The organism is Pseudomonas asplenii, from assembly GCF_001293465.1.
GTDB lineage: Bacteria > Pseudomonadota > Gammaproteobacteria > Pseudomonadales > Pseudomonadaceae > Aquipseudomonas > Aquipseudomonas fuscovaginae_B.
The window spans coordinates 1-2,654 of the sequence record NZ_JSYZ01000051.1; the positions used below are offsets into that span (position 1 = coordinate 1).

Sequence of the window (2,654 nt, forward strand, 5' to 3'; positions counted from 1 at the left end):
GCAACATCGAATACCTGGGCCGCAACGACGACCAGGTGAAGATCCGCGGTTTCCGTATCGAACTGGGCGAAATCGATGCCCGCCTGGCCAAACACCCGGCGATCCACGAAGCGGTGGTCACCGCCCGCGAGGATGTGCCGGGCGACAAGCGCCTGGTGGCCTACTACACCCTCCAGTCCGCCGATAACGAGCCGGCTATCGACAGCCTGCGCGGCTGGCTGCTGGGGCAATTACCGCCCTATATGGTCCCGGTGGCCTATGTGCGCCTCGATGCCTTGCCGCTGACCCCCAACGGCAAGCTCGACCGCAAGGCTCTGCCGGCCCCGGACGGGGATGCGCTGATCAACCGTGGCTACGAGGCCCCGCAAGGCGAAAACGAAACCCTGATCGCCGGGATCTGGCAAGAACTGCTGGGTGTCGCGCAGGTCGGCCGACATGACCATTTCTTCGAGCTCGGCGGCCATTCGCTGCTGGCCGTGAGCCTCATGGAACGGATGCGCCAGGAGGGGCTGGAGGCTGACGTCAGGGACCTGTTCGAACACCCCACCTTATCTGAATACGCGGCAACGATGGAAAGAATGGAGATTGTTCTGTGAGCGTGATCGAACTGTTGGCCGTATTGAAAGAGAAGGATGTGCAACTGGCTGTCAAGGGCGACCAACTGGTAGTCAGCGGCCGACGACAGTCCCTCAGCGAGCCCGCCGTGCTGGCGATGCTGCGCGACAACAAGGCGGCGCTGATCGAGCTGATCAACGCTGGCGAATACTCCAGTGGCAAGGCCGGCGAGGTGGAGATTCCCGCCCTGGCCATTCCGCCCGGTTGTACGCGCATCACCCCGGACATGTTGCCGCTGGTCAGGCTCGACCAGGCGGCCATCGAACAGATTGTCGCCACGGTCCCCGGCGGTGCGGGCAATGTGCAGGACATCTACCCGCTGGCGCCCTTGCAGGAAGGTATTCTCTATCACCATATTGCCGCCGGGCAGGGTGACCCCTATGTCCTGCAGGCGCAGTTCGCGATCGCCAGTCGCGCGCGTTTCGACGAGTTCGCCGCGGCCTTGCAGCAGGTCATCGACCGTCACGACATTCTGCGCACCAGCGTGGTCTGGGAAGGCCTGGACGAGCCGGTGCAGGTGGTCTGGCGTCAGGCCCGGCTGGCGATCACGGAAATCGACATCGATCCGGTCGCCGGCGCCGCCATCGAGCAATTGCAGCAACGTTTCGACCCACGGCATTACCGCCTCGATATCAGCCAGGCGCCCTTGTTGCGGCTGGCCTTCGCCCACGATGCGGTCAACCGGCGCTGGGTGGCGATGCTGCTGTTTCATCACATCGCAATCGACCACGCCGCCCTGGAAGTGGTGCAGCAGGAAATTCATGCGTACCTTTATGACCAGGCCCGGACGCTGGGCACGCCGGTACCGTATCGCAACTACGTGGCCCAGGCCCGGTTGGGCGTGAGCCGCGAGACCCATGAACGGTTCTTCCGCGAGATGCTCGGCGACGTCGACGAGCCAACGCTGCCATTCGGCCTGCAGGATGTCCGTGGCGACGGCCGTGGCGTCGAGGAAGCGACCCAGGCGCTGCCCGCCGAACTGAGTCGGCGCCTGCGCACCCAGGCCCGGCAGCAGGGAGTGAGCGTGGCGAGCCTGCATCACCTGGCCTGGGCCCAGGTACTCGGGCGCCTGTGCGGACGCAGCGATGTGGTGTTCGGTACCGTGCTGTTGGGGCGGATGCAGGGCGGCGAGGGGACTCGCCGGGCGCTGGGCATGTTCATCAACACCTTGCCGCTGCGGGTGGCCGTCGGCGAGCAGGATGTGCGTGCCGGGGTCAAGGCGACCCATGCGCGGCTGAGCGCGTTGCTGGGGCATGAACATGCCCCATTGTCCCTGGCTCAGCGTTGCAGCGGGGTGGCCGCGCCGACGCCGTTGTTCAGCACCTTGCTCAACTACCGGCACAGCTCGGCGGATACGGTGAGCGGCGAGACGGTGCAGTTGTGGGAGGGGATCGAGGTACTGGGTGGCGAAGAGCGCACCAACTATCCGCTGATCCTGTGCCTGGATGATCTGGGCGAAGGTTTCAGCCTGACCGTGCAGGCGGTCAGCGGAATCGATGCGCAGCGGGTGTGCGGTTATATGCAGACCGCGCTGGAGCAGTTGGCCCAGGCTTTGGAACGAGCTGCGACCGTCGCGCTCAACCGCCTGCCGATCCTGCCGGCCAACGAGCGCGAGCAGTTGCTGGTGGCGTTCAACGATACCGCGCTGGAGTATCCGCAGGCGCAGACCATTCATGGGTTGTTCGAGGCCCAGGTGGAACTGACGCCGGATGCCCTGGCGGTGGTCCATGACGGTAGGAAACTCAGCTATCGCGAACTGAACGAACAGGCCAACCGTTTGGCCCATGCCCTGCGCAAGCAGGGTGTGCAGCCGGACTCCCGCGTGGGGATCTGTGTCGAGCGCGGCGCCGAGATGGTCGTCGGCCTGCTGGCGATTCTCAAGGCCGGGGGCGCCTATGTGCCGCTGGATCCGGGGTACCCGGCCGAGCGGATCGCCTACATGCTGCAGGACAGTGCGCCGGCCGTAGTGCTGGCCCAGAACGCGACCCAGCAGTTGCTGGCCGGCGTGTCGGTACCCGTGATCAATCTGGATCAGGGCA

Annotated in this window: 2 protein-coding genes; both read left to right on the forward strand. The window is 65.3% G+C overall.

Features of this window, described 5'->3' with window-relative positions; genetic code table 11:
* Positions 1-596 (forward strand): phosphopantetheine-binding protein (locus tag PF66_RS31150; protein ID WP_241494489.1); only part of this gene is annotated, 596 nt, incomplete at its 5' end.
* Positions 593-2,654, forward strand: a 2,062-nt coding sequence (locus tag PF66_RS31155; protein WP_081009963.1) for a condensation domain-containing protein, incomplete at its 3' end; no start/stop codon positions are given. The genes PF66_RS31150 and PF66_RS31155, both read left to right, overlap by 4 nt.